The organism is Rhizobium leguminosarum bv. trifolii WSM2297 (assembly GCF_000271845.1).
The window spans coordinates 603,798-620,794 of sequence record NZ_JH719393.1 but is presented as its reverse complement, the minus strand read 5'-3'; the positions used below and the strand labels follow the sequence as shown (position 1 = coordinate 620,794).

Annotated in this window: 14 protein-coding genes and 1 riboswitch; of the genes, 4 read left to right on the top strand and 10 right to left on the bottom strand. The window is 60.1% G+C overall.

Annotation, left to right across the window (positions count from 1 at the left end):
* Positions 1 to 2: 2 nt before the first annotated feature.
* The 7 genes from uca to RLEG4DRAFT_RS06655 form a co-directional block, all read right to left on the bottom strand.
* Positions 3 to 3,542 carry an urea carboxylase gene (uca, locus tag RLEG4DRAFT_RS06685; protein ID WP_003576303.1) on the bottom strand — a complete coding sequence of 1,180 codons (3,540 nt, stop codon included), beginning with the start codon at positions 3,540 to 3,542 and terminating at the stop codon, positions 3 to 5.
* Positions 3,543 to 3,544: 2 nt separating this feature from the next.
* Positions 3,545 to 4,195 carry an urea amidolyase associated protein UAAP2 gene (locus RLEG4DRAFT_RS06680; RefSeq protein ID WP_003576300.1) on the bottom strand — a complete coding sequence of 217 codons (651 nt, stop codon included), beginning with the start codon at positions 4,193 to 4,195 and terminating at the stop codon, positions 3,545 to 3,547.
* Between the two features lie 10 nt (positions 4,196 to 4,205).
* Positions 4,206 to 5,027: an urea amidolyase associated protein UAAP1 gene (locus tag RLEG4DRAFT_RS06675; protein WP_003576298.1), complete on the bottom strand. Its 822-nt coding sequence runs from the start codon at positions 5,025 to 5,027 to the stop codon at positions 4,206 to 4,208.
* Positions 5,024 to 5,848: an ABC transporter ATP-binding protein gene (locus RLEG4DRAFT_RS06670; RefSeq protein WP_003576296.1), complete on the bottom strand. Its 825-nt coding sequence runs from the start codon at positions 5,846 to 5,848 to the stop codon at positions 5,024 to 5,026. Before RLEG4DRAFT_RS06670 ends, RLEG4DRAFT_RS06675 begins: the two co-directional genes overlap by 4 nt.
* The gene (locus tag RLEG4DRAFT_RS06665) at positions 5,845 to 6,663 is read right to left on the bottom strand and encodes an ABC transporter permease (protein WP_003576295.1); all 819 of its coding nucleotides are present in this window, start codon (positions 6,661 to 6,663) and stop codon (positions 5,845 to 5,847) included. Before RLEG4DRAFT_RS06665 ends, RLEG4DRAFT_RS06670 begins: the two co-directional genes overlap by 4 nt.
* A 58-nt stretch (positions 6,664 to 6,721) precedes the next feature.
* The gene (locus tag RLEG4DRAFT_RS06660) at positions 6,722 to 7,795 is read right to left on the bottom strand and encodes a putative urea ABC transporter substrate-binding protein (protein ID WP_003576294.1); all 1,074 of its coding nucleotides are present in this window, start codon (positions 7,793 to 7,795) and stop codon (positions 6,722 to 6,724) included.
* 74 nt (positions 7,796 to 7,869) lie between these two features.
* A riboswitch (guanidine-I (ykkC/yxkD leader) is annotated at positions 7,870 to 7,981 on the bottom strand.
* A 631-nt stretch (positions 7,982 to 8,612) separates the two neighbouring features.
* Positions 8,613 to 9,908, bottom strand: a complete 1,296-nt coding sequence (locus tag RLEG4DRAFT_RS06655) for a DUF3422 domain-containing protein (protein ID WP_432416796.1) — start codon at positions 9,906 to 9,908, stop codon at positions 8,613 to 8,615.
* Positions 9,909 to 10,257: 349 nt separating this feature from the next.
* Between RLEG4DRAFT_RS06655 and RLEG4DRAFT_RS06650 the strand changes: the two genes are divergently transcribed.
* Entirely contained in the window at positions 10,258 to 11,685 is a 1,428-nt protein-coding gene (locus RLEG4DRAFT_RS06650; protein WP_003576290.1) for an aldehyde dehydrogenase family protein, read from the top strand.
* On the opposite strand, the gene RLEG4DRAFT_RS06645 is transcribed toward RLEG4DRAFT_RS06650, so the two are convergent.
* On the bottom strand, positions 11,679 to 12,608 hold the full coding sequence (locus RLEG4DRAFT_RS06645) for a LysR family transcriptional regulator (RefSeq protein ID WP_003576287.1): 930 nt from the start codon (positions 12,606 to 12,608) through the stop codon (positions 11,679 to 11,681). The two genes, RLEG4DRAFT_RS06650 and RLEG4DRAFT_RS06645, sit on opposite strands and share 7 nt — an antisense overlap.
* Positions 12,609 to 12,898: 290 nt before the next feature.
* Here RLEG4DRAFT_RS06645 and argE point away from each other — a divergent pair, with 290 nt between their 5' ends.
* Genes argE through RLEG4DRAFT_RS06630 form a run of 3 tightly spaced genes read left to right on the top strand, consistent with a single transcriptional unit; the run spans position 12,899 to position 15,339 of the window.
* The gene (gene argE, locus RLEG4DRAFT_RS06640; protein ID WP_003576286.1) at positions 12,899 to 14,023 is read left to right on the top strand and encodes an acetylornithine deacetylase; all 1,125 of its coding nucleotides are present in this window, start codon (positions 12,899 to 12,901) and stop codon (positions 14,021 to 14,023) included.
* A 9-nt stretch (positions 14,024 to 14,032) separates the two neighbouring features.
* On the top strand, positions 14,033 to 14,956 hold the full coding sequence (locus RLEG4DRAFT_RS06635) for a 2-hydroxyacid dehydrogenase (protein ID WP_003576284.1): 924 nt from the start codon (positions 14,033 to 14,035) through the stop codon (positions 14,954 to 14,956).
* Between the two features lie 29 nt (positions 14,957 to 14,985).
* The gene (locus RLEG4DRAFT_RS06630; protein WP_003576282.1) at positions 14,986 to 15,339 is read left to right on the top strand and encodes a cupin domain-containing protein; all 354 of its coding nucleotides are present in this window, start codon (positions 14,986 to 14,988) and stop codon (positions 15,337 to 15,339) included.
* A gap of 401 nt (positions 15,340 to 15,740) precedes the next feature.
* Here the strand turns inward: RLEG4DRAFT_RS06630 and RLEG4DRAFT_RS06625 are convergent, their stop codons facing one another.
* Both RLEG4DRAFT_RS06625 and RLEG4DRAFT_RS06620 read right to left on the bottom strand, forming a co-directional pair.
* Complete coding sequence (locus RLEG4DRAFT_RS06625; protein ID WP_003576281.1) at positions 15,741 to 16,184, bottom strand: Lrp/AsnC family transcriptional regulator; 444 nt, start codon at positions 16,182 to 16,184, stop codon at positions 15,741 to 15,743.
* Between the two features lie 18 nt (positions 16,185 to 16,202).
* The gene (locus tag RLEG4DRAFT_RS06620) at positions 16,203 to 16,988 is read right to left on the bottom strand and encodes a phosphotransferase (RefSeq protein ID WP_003576279.1); all 786 of its coding nucleotides are present in this window, start codon (positions 16,986 to 16,988) and stop codon (positions 16,203 to 16,205) included.
* Between the last annotated feature and the right edge of the window lie 9 nt (positions 16,989 to 16,997).

Genomic DNA, 16,997 nt, shown 5'->3' with positions numbered 1-16,997 from the left:
GTTCAGCATTCCTCCAGAACAACAATGATATCGCCCGCTTTGACATTGCGTCCGGGGCCGGCGCGCAGGTCGCGGACGCGGCCAGCCGCATGTGCGGTGACGTTGATTTCCATCTTCATGGATTCGATAATGGCAAGCGTGTCGCCGGCTGCAACCGGTGCCCCCGGCTCCACCAGCAGTTTCCAGATATTGCCGGGCACGGCGCTGGCAACACCGAAGCAGCCTTCCGGGATATCTCCATCCGGACTTTCGCCCGTGCCCTCGTCGGTAATGAAACTATCGAGACCAGCCTCCTTCCAGCGCTGGCGTTCGGCCTCGAAGGCCGCCTGTTGTCTTGCCTTGAAGGCCCGGATCGAGGCCGAATTAGCCTGTAACTCTCTCTCATAGGCGGCATAAGAGAATTCCGCCTCCTCGATCCGGACGGGATAGCCGCCATGGGGGAAGGCACTGCGGGCTTCCGCCAGTTCCTGGTGGCTGACCGGGAAGAAGCGGATCTGATCGAAGAAATCGAGCAGCCACGGTTTGTCCTTGGCGAAGACCGGCGTCTGCCGCCATGTATTCCATACCTGAATAGTGCGGCCGAAGAGCTGGTAGCCCCCAGGGCCTTCCATGCCGTAGATACACATATAGGCCCCACCGATGCCGACGGCATTTTCAGGCGTCCACGTGCGGGCCGGATTGTACTTCGTCGTTACCAACCGATGGCGCGGATCGACCGGCGTCGCGACCGGTGCGCCGAGATAGACGTCGCCGAGGCCGAGCACGAGGTAGCTCGCATCGAAGACGACGTCCCGCACGGCCTGCTCGTCTGCCAGCCCGTTGATGCGGCGGATGAACTCGATGTTGTCAGGGCACCAGGGCGCGTTCGGCCGCACGAGTTCCTGATATTTGCGCATGGCAAGTTCCGCATCGGGATCGTTCCAGGAAAGCGGCAGGTGCACGATGCGGCTCGGTACCTTGACTTCCTGGGCTGCCGGCAGGTTCGCCTCGATTTCGGCCAGCAGGCCGAGCAGGCGGTTGCGGGTCAAGGCCGTGCCATCGTAGTGAATCTGCAGCGAGCGGATGCCAGGGGTGAGATCGATCACGCCGGGCAGACGCGCCTGCGAGACGGCCTGCATCAAAAGATGCACCCGCAGCCGCAGAGCGATATCGAGCGTCATCGGCCCGTATTCGACCAGCAGATTGTCATCGCCCTGCCGGCGGTAGACGACCGAGACAGGGCCGTCATCGCGCTTGCCGACAATCGGCGACCCCGCTTCTTCCTTCCCCCGATGCACGACCGGGCCGGCCACCGGATCTTCGGGCCGCGCGACGGGACGGAAGCGAATGCGATCACCCGGCTTGAACTGGCCCATCTTCCACTGCTCGTCGCGGGCAATCACCGCTGGGCAGACAAAGCCCCCGAGGCTCGGCCCGTCCGGTCCGAGGATGATCGGCATGTCGCCGGTAAAGTCGATCGCGCCGATCGCATAAGCGTTGTCATGCAGGTTGGAGGGATGAAGACCGGCCTCGCCCCCATCACTTCGCGCCCATTTCGGTGCCGGACCGATGAGACGAACGCCGGTGCGCGCGCTGTTGAAATGCACCTCGTAGTCCGTCGAAAACAGGGCCTCGATATCGCCGTCCTGGAAAAAATCTGGCGCGCCATGCGGACCGTAGACGACGCCGACCTCCCATTCACGCGTCAGTTTCGGCGGCTCTGTCGCCGGCTTCGCCGGTTCTGCGGCGGCATGACGGGCAAGATGCAGCACATGGCCGGTCTTCAGCGTGCCGGTGGCATTGCCGCCGAATTGGCCGAGCCCGAAGGTGGCGCGCGAGCCGAGCACGACGGGGGCGGCAAAACCGCCCGCCACGGCGAGGTAAGCCCGCTGCCCTGGCCCGTCGATGCTACCGATCGACAGGGTCTGGCCGGCGCGGATGGTGACGGGCTCACCGTGAGGCAGCTTCACGCCGTCGGCGCTCATCGCCATGCTGGCGCCGGCAAGCGCAACCACTGTGTCGGTATGGAATTTAAGCAGCGGTCCGGAGACCGTCAGCTCCAGTGCCGCGACCATGTCGCCGTTGCCGACGAGACGGTTGGCATGACGGAACGAGCGCTCGTCCATCGGACCGCTCGGCGGCACGCCGACATGCCAGAGGCCAAGCCTGCCCGGCAATTCCTGAATGCTCGACTGCGCGCCCGGGGCGATCACCTCGATAACGTCCGGCACGAAGGAAAAGTCCCGCAGCGCGGTCGTCGCCACCTTACCGCTGGCAAGAAGTTCGGAGCTGGCGATGGCGCGCAAATAATCGAGATTGGTCTCGATGCCCGATATCAATGTGCCGGAGAGTGCTGCCTTCAGCTTCTCGATTGCCGCCGGACGATCCTCCGCGGAAACGATCAGCTTGGCGAGCATCGGATCGTAGAAAGGCGTTACCTCCGTGCCGGTCTCGATCCAGCCGTCGAGACGGACATCTTCAGGGAAGACAACCTCCGTCAGCAGGCCGGCGCTCGGACGGAAGTCGGCATGCGGCATCTCGGCATAGACGCGCACTTCGATCGCCGCCCCTTTCGGCTGCAGCGCCTCAGTGCCCGAAAGCACGTCCTCGCCGGCGGCCTGGCGGATCATCCACTCGACCAGATCGATCCCGAACACCGCTTCGGTGACGGGATGTTCGACCTGCAGGCGTGTGTTCACCTCGAGGAAGTAGAATTCCTCACGTACGGGATCATAGATGAATTCGACGGTGCCGGCGGATTCGTAGGAGACCGCCGAGCCGAGGTCGACGGCCGCCTTGTGCAGGCGGGCGCGGATTGCGGCTGAAAGACCGGGGGCGGGGGTCTCCTCGACCACCTTCTGGTTCCGCCGCTGCAGTGAGCAGTCGCGCTCGCCGAGCGCGATGACCTTGCCTTTGCCATTGCCAAAGATCTGCACCTCGACATGCCTTGCATCGGCGACAAAACGCTCGATATAAACACGCGCATCGCCGAAGCTTGCCCGCGCGGTGCGCTGCACGCTTTCGAAGCACGCCTTCAGGCCTTCGGCATCGACGCATAGCTGCATGCCGATGCCGCCGCCGCCGGCCGTGCTTTTCAGCATCACGGGATAGCCGATCGTTTCGGCCGCAGCGAGTGCTTCCTCGGCGCTCGACAGCAGGCTCGTGCCGGGCAGCAAAGGCACGCCGCTCGCGTTGGCAAGCTCGCGCGCCGTATGCTTCAGGCCGAAGGCAGATAGGTGCTCAGGCCGCGGCCCGATGAAGGCGATGCCTTCGGCGGCAAGCCGCTCGGCAAAGCCGATATTTTCAGACAGGAAGCCGTAGCCCGGATGTACTGCCTCGGCCCCTGTTGCCCTGCAGGCGGCAATGACCGCATCAACATTGAGATAGCTTTCATTGGCGGGCGCCGGGCCGAGCCGCACCGCTTCATCCGCCATCATCGCAGGTCTCGCGAAACGGTCGGCATCGGAATAGACGGCGATCGAGGAAATGCCCATGCTCTTCAGGGTCTTGATGACCCGGATGGCGATTTCGCCCCGGTTGGCGATCAGGACTTTCTTGAACATGCTCAGTCCTCGCCATCCCAAATCAACACCCGGATCGGCGTCGGATCAAAACCGTTGCACGGGTTGTTGATCTGCGGGCAATTAGAGATGACGCAGAGCACGTCCATCTCGGCGACGAGCTCGACATAGTCGCCCGGCGCGGAGATGCCGTCGACGATGGTCATTTCGCCATTCGGCTTGATCGGAACATTCATGAAGAAGTTGATGTTCGGCACGATGTCGCGTTTGCCCATGCCGTGCTTGCTGATCTCGAGGACGAAGTTGTCGCGGCAGGCATGCAGGTATTTCGTGCCATGGCCGAAACGCACCGTGTTGCTCTCGCAGGAGCAGGCGCCGGCGGAGGTGTCATGGCGGCCGCAGCTGTTGGCCGTCATGGTCAGCATGACATTGCCTTCGTTCGACATGATCTTCGTGCCAATGCCGATATAGGCGGCACCCTGCATGCGCATCGTATCCTGATTGGAATAGCGCTCGGAAAAACCGTCGGCACGGTAGAAGAGCGTGTCGATCGCCTGCTGGCCAAGACTGTCTTCGATGCGGATCGTCTGGCCCTTGCGCACGATACCGGACCACGGGGCTTCGGCCGCGATGAAATGGTCCTGCACGGCATTTTGCAGGTTACGGGCAGGGGAGGTCTGGATGAAATCGGACATCGTCTTTTCCTCAGGCCTGCATCAGGGCGTTGTTCTCGAAACCGCGCACGGCTTCGGCCGTTGCCGTACGGCAAAGATCATCGGCAGCCGCACTTGCCGCCTTGTAACGGGTGATGGCGACAGGCTTCGGCTGATATGTGGGATCCGGGTCGAGCGGATGCGGGCAAGTGGAAAAGCCGACCAGCATGTCCATCTCGGCGCGCAATTCGACATAGTCGCCGCTGTTGGAGCGCTTGCTCTGCCAGCCGAAACCTCCGCTCTCGGCCAGGCGGACGGGCGCGAAAAAATTGAGGATGCCGGGAATATCGCGCCTGTCGAGGCCGAGCTTGACGGCGACGAGGATCAGGTTATCGCGCGTATTGCGGGTTTTCTCGCCGGGATATTTCGCGGCATTCGAGGCGGCCGTCGAGCCGCCCATCAGGCAGTCATGGGCGCCAGAACTGTCCTCAATCATCGAGAACATGACGCGGCCCATATCGGAAAAGATAACCCGCCCCTTGCCGAGTGCCGTCGTCCACTGGACCTTGGCAGTATCGACGAGATTGATCCGCTCGCTGGTATCGCCGGCATTCCAGGCAACGAGGGCCACGGTGGAATTTCCCTCGCCCTGGTCGATGCGGATCGCTTCGCCACGCAGAAGCTTCATTGCCCAGTACCAGCCGCCGGCAATGGTCTCCTGATGAATGACGGCAGCGGCATCGATGGCCGGTGCCGGCAGCGGGCTTGGGCCGGGAAGCGCCTTGGGCGCAAATTCCAGACCCTTCTTCTGGTGCTCCTCATAGCGCGCGCGATTGGCGGCGATCTCTTCTGGCGAGCGTCTCACATGCATCATAGCTTCTCTCCTGACGGTGCCAGGTCGTCCCGGCTGTGCCCCAGGGAAGCGACCGGGCCGTCCCGGTCGGGGCTGAAAATCGATGGCTGGCCGGCAAGGCGTGGCGGCCAGATGGCAATATCCTTGGTGATGGTGGCGCCGTAGCGCTCCTTTTCTTCAGGCCGGTCGCGCCGGCGTTCGAAGGCGACGACGCGATTGGCCAGCGTGAACGCCTCGCGCATGTCATGCGTGACCATGACGACGGTCATCTGCGTTTCATGCCAGAGCCGCTTCATCAGCGTGTGGATCTCGGCGCGGATACCTGGATCGAGCGCACCGAAGGGTTCATCGAGCAACAGCACCTTCGGCTTCATGATGAGCGCCTGGGCGAGCGCCAGGCGTTGCTGCATGCCGCCGGAAAGCTGGGCCGGATATTTGTCCTCCGAACCATCGAGCCCGACCTCGGCAATCAGCTGCCGCGCTTCCTCGATGGCGGTCCGGCGTGCGGCGCCGAAAAGCTTGGCCTTGTAGCGCGCAGCGGTAAATTCCTTGCCGAGCAGCACATTGCCAAGCACCGTCAGGTGCTGAAAGACGGAATAACGCTGGAAGACGACGCCGCGATCCGATCCCGGCTCCGGCGGCAGCGGCTCGCCGTCGAGCAGGATCTTGCCCTTCGTCGGCTGCTCCTGGCCGAGCAGCATGCGCAAGAAGGTGCTCTTGCCGCAACCGGAGGGGCCGACAAGGGCGATGAAAGCACGCGAGGCGACAGTCAGGGACACGTTCTCGAGCACGATCTGGTCGCCATATTCCTTCCAGACCATTTCTATCTTCAACTCGCTCATGCCTGCTTCTCCAGCTCCGACCAGGGGAAGACGGCGATGCGCAGGCGATCGAGGAGGGTGTTCATGACGACGGCAAGCAGGGTGATCCAGATGACATAAGGAAAGATGATATCCATCGAAAGATAACGGCGGACGAGGAAGATGCGGTAGCCGAGGCCGGAATCCGACGAGATCGCTTCGGCCGCGATCAGGAACAGCCAAGCCGGGCCGAGTTGCAGTCTGAGGCAGGTGATCAGCCGTGGCAGGATCTGCGGCAGCACGACACGCAGGCCGATCTGCCAGGAGGAGCCGCCAAGCGTCTCAGCCTTGACGATCTGTTCGCGCGGCAATTCCAGCGCCTTCAGCGCGAGATCACGGATCATCGCCGGCGCAACACCGATGACGATGAGAGCGATCTTCGATGTTTCTCCGAGCCCCATGACGATGAAGAGGATCGGCAGCAGCGCCAAGGGTGGCACCATGGAAATGACGGCGACGAAAGGAGCAAGCAGCGCCCTGAGATATGGCAGCATGCCGATCAGCATGCCGATGATGAGTGCCATCGCTGTCGAGATGCCGAGGCCGGAGAGCAGGCGGATAAGGCTTGCGCCCGTGTCCGACCAGAGCAGAAACTCACCGGTACGCGGGTCGGCGACGAAGGCCAGTCGGTTGATCGCATCGGCAAAGCCGGCAAGGCTCGGCAGAAGCTTATCATTGGCGTTTTCCGCCAGCCGCGCGGCCGAGCCGAAGGCATAGGCAAGGGCGAGCAGCACGAAGGGCAGCATCATCAAGGCGAGCTGGGCGCCTCGGCTCGGCCTCGTGTTGATCCAGCGCATGGGAATTGCTCCGCTGATGAAGGGGAGGGAGCGCGGGCAGACCGCGCCTCCGTTGCGATCAGAGCGAACCGTCGGCGGCTGCCTTCATATAGGCCTCGGTGAAGCGTAGCTTCACATTGCCGGAGTCGCCCAGCACCTTGCCATCCGGCATTTCGATGCCGATGACATCAGCTGACGGCGCGCCATTGCCGAGCAGTCCCTTTTCGAAAAGGAAGTTGCGCACCAGATCCATGGTCTTCGGCAGGCTGGGCGAAGCGGTAAAGGCAACGGCATCACCCGGCTTGTCGAAGAGCTTGGTGGCGGCAAGCTGGGCTTCGAAGCCGGCGAGATCCGTGCCTGAAGCCGAGCCCATAGCCTCACGGGCCGCCTTGCCCTCTGCGGTGTCTGCCCGCAGCAGTGCGGCCGTCTCATACCAGATGCCGGCAAGCGCCTTGCCGAAGTTAGGGTTGTCCTTCAGTACGCCGCTATTGGCGACCATCAGGTCAATGATTTCGCCCGGCACCTGCGAACTATCGAAAACCTTCTTGGCCGAGGGATCTTCGAGAATGGTGGAAACCAGCGGGTTCCAGGTGACGACAGCGGTGACGTCGGGCGTCTTGTAGGCTGCGACCATGTCGGCGTCGGACGTGTTTACCACCTTCACGTCGCGTTCTGTCAGCTTGGCGCTTTCGAGCGCACGGGCGAGCAGATAATGCGAGACGGAGAATTCGACGAGATTGACGTTCTGACCCTTGATATCGGCAAGGCTCGCCTTGTCCTTCAGGATCACGGCGTCGTTGCCGTTCGAGAAGTCGCCGACGATCACGGCAGTCGTATCGACGCCGCCGGCGGCCGGGATCGACAACCCGTCCATATTGGTCAGCGTGACGGCATCGAAGGCGCCGGCCGTGTACTGGTTCATCGATTCCACGTAGTCGTTGAACTGCGTGACATCGATCTTGATACCGTATTTGTCAGCCCACTTCTTGACGATGCCGTGATCGGCAGCATAGCCCCAGGGCATCCAGCCGACATAGATAGACCAAGCCACCTTGAATTCGGTCTTCGTCTCCGCCTTCGCGACGGAAGCGAGCCCGAGCATCAGCGATACCGCCAGCGCTGTGGTGGAAGCAATTTTCGAAAAAGTCTGCATTGAAATTCCCCTTCTGCTTTTCTTCAAAAGGGATCGGCAAAGACCATCGTGCCACCAATCCCTTGGCTTACGAGGTCTCCCGGGCTTTTTTCCCGCCGTGCACCCGACGGGATTTCTCCCCCGCCGGTGGTGGCTCTCGGACCAGCCGCACTTCTTAAAAGCGCCGGAACCCTAGCCACCAACTCGGCACATTACCTGCAAGAGGTGTGCCAGCTGATTAAGGTGTTGATTTTTCTCGTCTCAATTCCTTGGGTGGTTTGGTATTGTGTACACTTGCAGCATTTTGCTCAATATTTGAGCGATGACCCGGGAGCGCGCCCGCTGGGAAGCAGTTCGGTGTGCGAGAAACAATAGGCGCTATCCAAGTAGCAACTGCACAGCACGAGGAGGCCTGTCGTTGGATGCGGTCGTGGGTTCCCAGGAGCCCGGATTCGTCAGTTTGCTGATCGTCGTTACGTCGATGCATAACTTCGGTTTCGCTTAACTTCCAATCAGGTAGCCCCCGTTGCGGATCAGCTCAGTCAGTTCCGATGAACAATCAGGGAAAGTTTAAGCAGCGCCTGCGAGGCCTCTCGCCTATCTCATGCCACAATCTGGCAAGCCGCCTACTTTAAATCAGCGGCCATGCTGATTCAAACGGTCACGCATTAACTTTCAATTGGTCATCACCATAGTTTCAAACAGTTATAAGGAATGAAGCTGTGGCGCTGTATCCAAGGCTGGTTGAGCAACGCGTTGCCGATGCCATGTCAGACACGCGAGTCGTTTTGATTTTTTGCCGGATGCTCCGCGACTCTGTCACAGCTCGCCTCGAGTTCTAGTTCTCCGCCTTTAGAGCATGCTTGACGCGGAGGATTGTGATCGCAACCGTGCCCACGACCACTGGAACCGCAACAAGCATGATCATGGGATCGAAATGGAACCCTGCGTGGTCCGCTGTCTCGTATATAAACTTCAACAAGCTCAGCAGATAGTAGCTGATCGCGATGATCGAAAACCCTTCGACCGCGCGCTGGATCTTGACCTGCGTCGCAGCTCGATCAGCCATTGCCTGGATTTGTGTAGCGTTCTGGAACTCAATCTCGACCTGAATTCGGGTTTGTAGCAGGTCGAGCAGATGCATCGTAGCTCTCGATAGGTGTTCGAGCCTCAACGCAGTTGCCTCGCAGGTACGAACCGCAGGTTTGAATCGCCGCTCTACGAAGGTACCGAAACGTTGGAAGCCGGGGACGTGGCTTTCCCGTAAAAGGACGATCCTCTCCTCAACGATTTTCGCGTAGGCAGCGGTTGCTCCGAACCTGTTTCTGGTCTCAGCAGTGGCCGAGATGATATGCGATGAAAGTACCGTGATCTCGTCAAGCAGCTGCTTATGCTGATGTGCAGGAGTACTCAAGTTGCGATTGGTCAGCTGAACAAGTTCCGCATCATATCCACCGAGAAGCGGCGCAAGGCGTCGCGCCTCGGGCAATCCGAGCAGCGCCATTGATCTGTAGGTTTCAATCTCAAAGATACGACGTACCATGCGCCCCAGGCGGTGTGCGTTCAGGTCATTGTTGAAGAGGATGATCCTGCTTGAATTATCTCCTCGAACGCGAAAGTCGGAGCAAACCTGCGCCGCGCCCCCGCCAATCGAGGAAGCGGCGGTATCACCGAAATCCAGGGTTTTCAAAACCGACCCCAGCTCGTCAGGAGGGTTCCCGAGGACAAGGATACTGACGTGGCAAACAAGGCGAGGGGCGTTCAATCCTGCAAGCTGTGCAAAATCACTTTCTGCGAGATCAGGTTCGGGCCAACGATCTGGCTCTGAGTGCAGTTTCCGCAGGCGTGTGATCGTCACGAATTCAGTATGCCGTTCGACCCTGACCGAAATCTCGCCATCGACTTCCAGGCTATCGTGGAAGTCCTTGATTGCCCGATCTAATGGCATGAAAGCCACGTGCTCGACGATCGCCGGACCGGTGAAATAAATGGACGGCCGAGCGTGCAGCTCGGAGTTGAAGTCTGCTGTTTGCGATCCGCCCGTCGCTGGATTGGAGACGTATTGTGTGGAAGCAGATGCCGTCACCGAAACTGCTTCTTCTCCCGGATTAGAACTCAAATCTATCCTCCCCATCCCACTGACACAACAACTGATGAAGCTATATGAACCGAACGTGATTAACTTGAAAGCCCAGCTGATCGCTCGCCGAACGATGTGGAACTGTACCCAGCGAATCGGTTCCCTTCTCATCGTTGCCGCTATGGCCGGAATCACGAGGAATAGCGGACGTGAGAGGGCCCTCCTAGCTTCATTAACCTCACTATTGCACATCGTCTGCCGGAGAAGCCTAACCGCGTTCGTGAAACGTTAACCCGCGTCTTAAGGAACCATTCAAGCGACGTAAATTGTCAACCTCGCGTCTTTCCGGGCATCTTCCGCAGGCAGCTCGGATGGCCGCAACGTTATGACGCGAGGTGAAATTATGCTGACCGAACGCGAGAACCAGTTCTACATTGGTGGGAAATGGCAGGAAGCGGTGGATGGAACCCGCATGCCGGTCGTGAATCCCGCCTCGGAGGAGGTGGTTGGGCATATTTCTGCGGGCGATGCGAATGATGCCGATCTCGCGGTTTCAGCAGCCCGCCAAGCCTTCCCCACCTTCTCTCAGGCTTCAGTGTCCGAGAGGCTCGCTCTGCTCGGCAGGATGCATTCTCTCCTGAAGGAAAGAGCGGAGGCATTCGCAGAAGCTCTCGTTTTGGAAATGGGGGCAGCGATTAGCTTCGCGCGGGCTTCTCAGGTTCCGTTTGCCGCCGAGCACATTCGTGTTCAGATGGAGATCCTCGAGAAATACCGGTTCGTGACGGTTGAGGGAAGCACTGCAACCGCCAAGGAGGCGCTCGGGGTTTGCGCGCTGATCACACCCTGGAACTGGCCACTTTACCAGATCACCGCCAAGGTCGCTCCCGCAATCGCTGCAGGCTGCACCGTCGTCCTCAAGCCCAGTGAACTGTCACCTTATAGCGCTCTGCTTTTTGCCCAGCTGATGCACGATGCCGGCACTCCGCCGGGCGTATTCAATTTGGTCAACGGCACTGGCGAGCAGGTTGGCGCAGCGCTCGCCAGCCATCCGGACGTTGACATGATCTCGATCACCGGTTCCACCCGCGCAGGGGTACTCGTCGCGCAGGCAGCTGCGCCGACGGTGAAGCGGGTGGTTCAGGAACTCGGCGGCAAGTCGCCGAACATTTTGCTCGACGATGCCGATTTCAGCGAGGCAGTAGCGAAGGGCGTGCTTGCCGGCATGCGCAATGTCGGCCAGTCGTGCAGCGCCCCGACGCGCATGCTTGTGCCCGCACATCGGCTCGGCGAAGTCGAGGAATTGGCTAGCGCCACTGCGCGTGCCATCCGCGTTGGCGCGCCGCTTGATCCGGCGACGGATATGGGGCCGATCGCCAATCGTGGTCAGTTCGAGCGGGTGCAGATCATGATCCAGGCCGGTATCGACGACGGCGCCAAGCTGTTGTGCGGCGGGCTGGGCCGGCCGGCTGGCCTTGATAGCGGCTTTTTCACACGGCCGACGATCTTTTCCGAGGTGACGTCCGACATGCGCATTGCTCGTGAGGAAATCTTCGGGCCCGTCCTCTCGATCATGCCGTACAAGGACGAGGAAGACGCAATCGCGATTGCTAACGACACCGTCTATGGATTGGGCGCTCATGTCCAGTCTTCAGATCCGGAGCGGGCGCGGCGGGTCGCCAAGTGCATTCGTGCCGGCCAGGTTCATATCAACTATCCGGCTTGGGACGGAGCGGCCGCCTTCGGTGGCTACAAGCGCTCGGGCAACGGCCGCGAATATGGCGTTTGCGGCCTCGAAGAGTATCTCGAGACGAAGTCCATTCTCGGTTATTGACCAAGCGACTCGGCGCGATCGCCTCGCCAGGGCAGTGGCTTCAGCGACTGACGAAGCATTGTGAGGAAAGCGGCAGTCCGCGCGCTTCGACCGTGCCGCGATCCGAGGATGGCGACGATATCGGCCGACGGGAGCTTCCAGTTGGGAAGTACCTGCCTCAGACGTCCCTCGGCGAGGTCTTCAGCAACGGCCCATTCGGAACGCATCATGATGCCCTGACCAGCCAGCGCCCAATCCCGAATGACAGCACCATCATTGCTCGACATGATCGGATTAACGCGCACTGTCGCGCTTTCCTGCCGTGATCCCTTGAACCGCCAGAGCGTTACATCCTCCTCGTTCTCTCGAACGACAAGACACCGATGTCGAGGAAGATCGGCGGGCGCAGAGATGGGCGGAGCCGAGGCGAGGTATTTTGGACTCGCGCAGAGAATTCGATGGTTCGGCGCAAGTGTCGTCACCACTTGGTCGAGATGCGCGGATGCCCCGATGTGAACAACGACCTCGTAGCTATCGACGATTAAAGCCGAGGGATGATCGGACAGCTGCAGGGTGGCGGTCGCGCCGCCATGTTCTCGAGCAAACGCTTCCACGACCGGGGCCACGTAGATCCTTCCAAAACCGTGAGGTGCTGCGACCCTGAGGTGCCCGCGAACTGCACCCTTGCGATCAGCCAAGGCTTCGGCAAGCGAGTCTATGGCATCGCTGACGATGACGCTGTGAGAAGCGACCAATGAGCCCTCTTCGGTAAGACGCAGGTGGCGTCCGGAGCGGTCGATCAGCCGCACCCCGACCTTCTCTTCAAGCGCGCGCAGGCGCTGGGTCACCGCGGGAGGGGTGACGTTCAGCTTTCTCGCGCTTTCCGCGAGAGATTTCGAGCCTGTGAGGACCGAAAAGAAGGCAAGATCGTCAGACGTGAGCATTAACCGTCACCTGAAGTCATCATTCACGACACATTAATTGCCATCTTTAGGGTTCGGCGACAAGGTGGGCTTCAAGTCGGAGGTCGCGTTATGACGTGGCCACATCGACAGACCCAGTTTCCGGTCGCCATGACCAAGGGCAGGAAGCTGGCTCGCCTAGTATCGACTAACGCGCCCGCCATCGGAGACGGCGCGGAAATCGGCATGTATGTCCGACCGCGGCGCTGTCGCCTATCAGCTGGTTCGCGGTGGCGCGGACACGTAGAGTCGTCGATAATGGAGAACCTGCGATGGATGTTAAGGACATATTGGAGCAGCTGGTCGGCTTTCCGTCCGTCGTCGGGACTCCAAACGGCGACATCGTCACATGGGTGAAGGGCTATCTCGAAAGTCATGCTGCCACCGTGGCTGTCCTGCCGGGGCCGGAAGGGGATAGGGCAAACCTGTTCGCCACTATCGGCCCGAAGGATGAGCCCGGCTACATTCTTTCCGGGCATATGGACGTCGTTTCGGCCTCCGAAAGGACCTGGACGTCGGATCCCTTCCGCCTGCGGGCTGAGGGAGATCGGCTTTTCGGCAGGGGCGCCTCCGATATGAAGGGGTTTCTTGCCGCCGCGCTTGCCGGACTTCCCGCTATAGCAAAAATGCCGTTGAGGCGCCCGATCCACTTCGCCTTCTCGTATGACGAGGAAGCTGGTTGCCGCGGCGTACCGCATATGTTGCAGCAGATCGGGAACCTGTGCGCTCCTCCTTTGGGAGCGATCATCGGTGAACCAAGCAATATGGTGGCGATCCGCGGTCACAAGGGAAAGGCCGCCGCCCGCATCGAGATCCATGGCATGACCGGTCATTCGTCGCGCCCTGATAAGGGCCTGAACGCCATTCACGCCATGACTGCAGTGATGAGTGCAACGCTGAAGACCGTTGCTGCTCTGCCAGACAGCGCCTTAGATCAGAACTTCGAGCCGCCGTATTCTACGCTGCAGATCGGAACGATCGCGGGCGGACGCAGCGTCAACATCATCCCGGATCTCTGCATTATGGAATTGGAAGCCCGCGCGGTACCCGGCGTATCGCCAACGGTGCTTCTGGAACCTATAAAGGCTACCGCCGAGGCCTTGGAGAAAGACGGTTTCCGCGTTACGTGGGAAACCAGCAGCACCTATCCGGCGCTTTCGCTTGATGCGGATGCGCCGCTCGCTCGGCTGATGGAGGAACTAACCGCAGCGCAGACCTTGGCTGCCGTCAGCTATGGCACTGAGGCCGGACTCTACCAGGCGGCCGGCATCGACGCGATCATCTGCGGTCCCGGGGACATCTCGCGCGCCCACCGCGCCGACGAGTTCATCCGCCTCGACGAACTCGCTGCATGCGAAGCAATGATCGTGCGGCTTGCCAAAACGCTACAACACTGAGGGGGCTTCATGGTTTTCTGGTTTAACTCGGATCGAGAAAGAGGCCGTGTCTTCGCCGAGGCTTTTGCACGCGAACTGCCCGATCTGCCCTTCGTGATGGATATTTCAGAGCGCGACCCGGACGAAATCCGATACATCCTCACTTGGACTGCGCCGTCCGATCTTCATCGCTTCAGGAACTTGGAGGTTGTCTTCTCGATCGGCGCCGGTGTCGACCAATTCAAGCCAGAAACGCTTCCGCCAAACGTCATGCTCGTCCGCATGGTCGAGGATGGTATCGTGCGGATGATGCAAGAATATGTGACGCTCGCCGTCCTCGCCCTTCACCGCAAGTTGAAGGCCTATATTGGACAGCAGGAAGACTCCACCTGGCTCCCGCTTCCTGTGCGGCAAGCTGCCCAGCAGCGGATCGGTATCCTCGGGCTTGGCATGCTCGCCCAGGCCGTCATTGAGCGGCTGAAGCCCTTCGGCTTTCCGCTTGCGGCCTGGAGCCGCTCGGAACGACAAGTGGATGGTGTTGATTGCTATAATGGCCCGGACGGGCTCACGCCGTTCCTGGCGAGCACCGACATCCTGATCTGTCTCCTGCCGCTGACCCAAGAGACGCAAGGACTGCTCGACGCCGCGGTCTTCGCGACACTTCCAGCAGGCGCAGCGCTCATCCACGTGGGGCGCGGCGCGCAACTCGATCATGACGCGCTCATTGCGGCTCTCGACCAGGGACATCTGTCGGGTGCGGTTATCGACGTCACCGAACCTGAGCCCTTGCCCCCCGAGCATCGTTTCTGGCGGCATCCAAAGATCATCCTGACGCCGCACATCGCAAGCGTCACCCAACCAGAGACGGCGGCTTGCGCCGTCATCGACAACATCAAACGCCATCGCGGCGGTCTCGACCCAATCGGGCTCGTCGATCGCGATCGCGGTTATTGAAGCTGCAACCAGGAGAGCAAGGAGAAAACATGTCCCTCCTCAAGACCATCGTACCCGACAGCAAGGCAACACCGCGTGAGTCCAAGCCCGGACCGGAACGCCTGATATCCGGCGATCCCTCGTTCAAGACTTGGGCCCAGGACGTTGCGCGTGATGAAATGATTCACACCGGGGTCTGGGAAGCGACACCGGGCCTGACGCGTTCCGTCAAGGGAGAGACATTCGAATTCTGCCACATCCTTGAAGGTCTCGTGGAAATCACCCCCGACGGCGGTGAAACGGTTACCTACAAAGCAGGCGATAGTTTCGTGATGAAACCCGGATTCATCGGCACCTGGCGCACCGTGGAAACGGTCCGGAAGATCTACGTCACCGTCAACTAACCAGCTCCGCCGCCTTCGGTACGTGAGTGCAGCGACCGATCGGCCTGGACAACAATGATCCACAAAGCGGCGGAGAAGCGGTACTTCTCCGCCGTGGTGAGGGCGATGACGCGAACCCCGGAGCCAAAGACTTAGCCTTTGCCATTTGATCCGCAAGGAGAAGTCCGCTTGGCGGTGTTAAGCCGGAGCCCACTTAGGAACGTCTTCATTCGAAGCGCGACCTGTGGATAATAGCTCGGATGAGCTGCCCGCTGGAATGATCATAATCCATTCTCATAGAGCGGGGTGATGGCGCGATATCACGGATACTCGTCAAGGAGCAGCTTGCTCCGTCGATCAAGTTCGGACCCCCGGGCTACTGTTGGGCGGACACTTGATTGCATTTAACCGGTGACACCCGATTATTTTCGAATTACCGAAGAGAGGGCGAACGCAGTCAGTGTATCGCGCACGCCGGGCATCTCGGCAATCGACTGCCAAATCTGTCGGATGCGGTCAGCCTCGGTGGACTCGACCCTCACGAGGAGATCGAAATCACCGGTCATAACGTCGCAAGCAACGACTTCTGGGATCTTCCGCAGCGCCTGAAGGACTTCTCCGCCCCGCATGCGATCGTGACGATAGACGAAAATCAATGCGGTCGTGACGTTTTGGCTATTCCCTCCATTCCCGGTGAGGATTGTATATCCCTTGATGAAGCCTTCTCGTTCGAGGCGTTCGATTCGCACCCGCACGGCGTTACGAGAAAGGTTCACCTTCGCCGACAAATCCGCGTGCGAGATACGGGCATTAGCCTTCAATTCGATAAGTATTTGTTCGTCAGTTCGATCGAGAAGATATTTCATGGATATTCGCCGGGACGCTTAACCTAGAATGTCGGGGGTTACCGACCGGTAAGCTAACACGGCGATTTCCGGTAGTAATGTTCTTTCCTTCTTGCTCGCAAATCGCTTTGATGTCGAAGCCATTATGAATCCTGGCAGTGCCTTCTTTTCCGCATCAGTCAGGCCGCGGACTCCCTGATAACCCTGCAGTAGCGCTCGCGCACGCTCTTTGTTCAGCTCTCCGCTGATATCGCCCGCCAAACCGACGAGCGCATCAGCAAGCTCCGACACGAGCGCGGCCTCGTGCCGAAGCCTGAAGTTGATGACTCCGCTGACTTCCTCTCCGAGGAAAAAGACGTTCTCCTGGACCAATGCGCCGTGAATTGCGCCAGCGGGAAGATCCGTCGATTTGCACTTCGCTTTTCGTTCCAGGACGGTGTGTATTTCAGCTATCACGCGGCCCAGGCTGAGGCATTTTGCTGGGCTTGCAAATGTGGATGAGGCGCCGGGTACGAAGCCCACGATGGCAACCAATCGACCTGCGGCCCGAGACGTGGCGTGGCCGTCGACAGTGCGCAACGGCTTGGGGCAGGGGACGCCACGTCGATAAAGCGCCTCCATGGTTTCGAAGGCCCTTTCCAGATCTGAAGGTTGGGCTCCGTTCTCGAAAAGTGTAACGATGAATTCACCCTCCCCGGTGCGAAACAGGTAGGTCGTCTCGGTGTCGCCGTCCGCGATCCCAATCACTGAAAGAAGCGAGGTAAAGCCGTAAGCTGCGGTTATGAGTTGGCGATCGTCGTCAGAAAGCTCGGTAAAAACAGCCATTTCCTACCC

Excerpts from the sequence above, each read along its gene's own strand:
- uca (WP_003576303.1), bottom strand. The coding sequence starts at position 3,542 with ATGTTCAAGAAAGTCCTGATCGCCAACCGGGGCGAAATCGCCATCCGG.
- RLEG4DRAFT_RS06680 (WP_003576300.1), bottom strand. The coding sequence starts at position 4,195 with ATGTCCGATTTCATCCAGACCTCCCCTGCCCGTAACCTGCAAAATGCC.
- RLEG4DRAFT_RS06675 (WP_003576298.1), bottom strand. The coding sequence starts at position 5,027 with ATGATGCATGTGAGACGCTCGCCAGAAGAGATCGCCGCCAATCGCGCG.
- RLEG4DRAFT_RS06670 (WP_003576296.1), bottom strand. The coding sequence starts at position 5,848 with ATGAGCGAGTTGAAGATAGAAATGGTCTGGAAGGAATATGGCGACCAG.
- RLEG4DRAFT_RS06665 (WP_003576295.1), bottom strand. The coding sequence starts at position 6,663 with ATGCGCTGGATCAACACGAGGCCGAGCCGAGGCGCCCAGCTCGCCTTG.
- RLEG4DRAFT_RS06660 (WP_003576294.1), bottom strand. The coding sequence starts at position 7,795 with ATGCAGACTTTTTCGAAAATTGCTTCCACCACAGCGCTGGCGGTATCG.
- RLEG4DRAFT_RS06655 (WP_432416796.1), bottom strand. The coding sequence starts at position 9,908 with ATGGGGAGGATAGATTTGAGTTCTAATCCGGGAGAAGAAGCAGTTTCG.
- RLEG4DRAFT_RS06650 (WP_003576290.1), top strand. The coding sequence starts at position 10,258 with ATGCTGACCGAACGCGAGAACCAGTTCTACATTGGTGGGAAATGGCAG.
- RLEG4DRAFT_RS06645 (WP_003576287.1), bottom strand. The coding sequence starts at position 12,608 with ATGCTCACGTCTGACGATCTTGCCTTCTTTTCGGTCCTCACAGGCTCG.
- argE (WP_003576286.1), top strand. The coding sequence starts at position 12,899 with ATGGATGTTAAGGACATATTGGAGCAGCTGGTCGGCTTTCCGTCCGTC.
- RLEG4DRAFT_RS06635 (WP_003576284.1), top strand. The coding sequence starts at position 14,033 with ATGGTTTTCTGGTTTAACTCGGATCGAGAAAGAGGCCGTGTCTTCGCC.
- RLEG4DRAFT_RS06630 (WP_003576282.1), top strand. The coding sequence starts at position 14,986 with ATGTCCCTCCTCAAGACCATCGTACCCGACAGCAAGGCAACACCGCGT.
- RLEG4DRAFT_RS06625 (WP_003576281.1), bottom strand. The coding sequence starts at position 16,184 with ATGAAATATCTTCTCGATCGAACTGACGAACAAATACTTATCGAATTG.
- RLEG4DRAFT_RS06620 (WP_003576279.1), bottom strand. The coding sequence starts at position 16,988 with ATGGCTGTTTTTACCGAGCTTTCTGACGACGATCGCCAACTCATAACC.